Here is a 360-nt window from a genome sequence, read left to right as displayed (position 1 = left end):
AGATGTGTATAAAAAGCCGGTGTCTACCTCTCAAAGAAGAAAGGGATTTGATGAGAAGAGAGACCCAAGAAACAAATAGACAGAAAAAAAATGGCCCCTCGAAATCGGGGCCATTTTTGGCTGCGGCTGACTGAAAAAATGCGATTAGAGCGCAATTTCTCCACCATCTTCACGGCGAATCACGACCGTTGCGGCGCGAGGCCTTACCGTTTCGCCCGTAGGTGGTACTTCTGCTGCAGCATCGGTATATGGCCAGTTGCCCGGATGTTGAATGTTCACGAACACCGATTTGTAATCTGGACTAATGGCAAACCCCGTCACTTCTCAACCGTTTGGTCCAACAAAAAAGCACTTCAACTG

General features: G+C 48.1%; 1 pseudogene. It reads right to left on the bottom strand.

The annotated features are described in order from the left end of the window. Nucleotides 1–144 precede the first annotated feature (144 nt). Nucleotides 145–360 (bottom strand): annotated as a pseudogene (locus UF06_RS23315) (alkaline phosphatase PhoX); the annotation flags it as partial.

Origin of the sequence: Vibrio sp. S234-5 (assembly GCF_000960595.1) — a bacterium.
Classification (GTDB): Bacteria; Pseudomonadota; Gammaproteobacteria; order Enterobacterales; family Vibrionaceae; genus Vibrio.
This window is presented reverse-complemented; position numbering and strand designations above follow the sequence as displayed.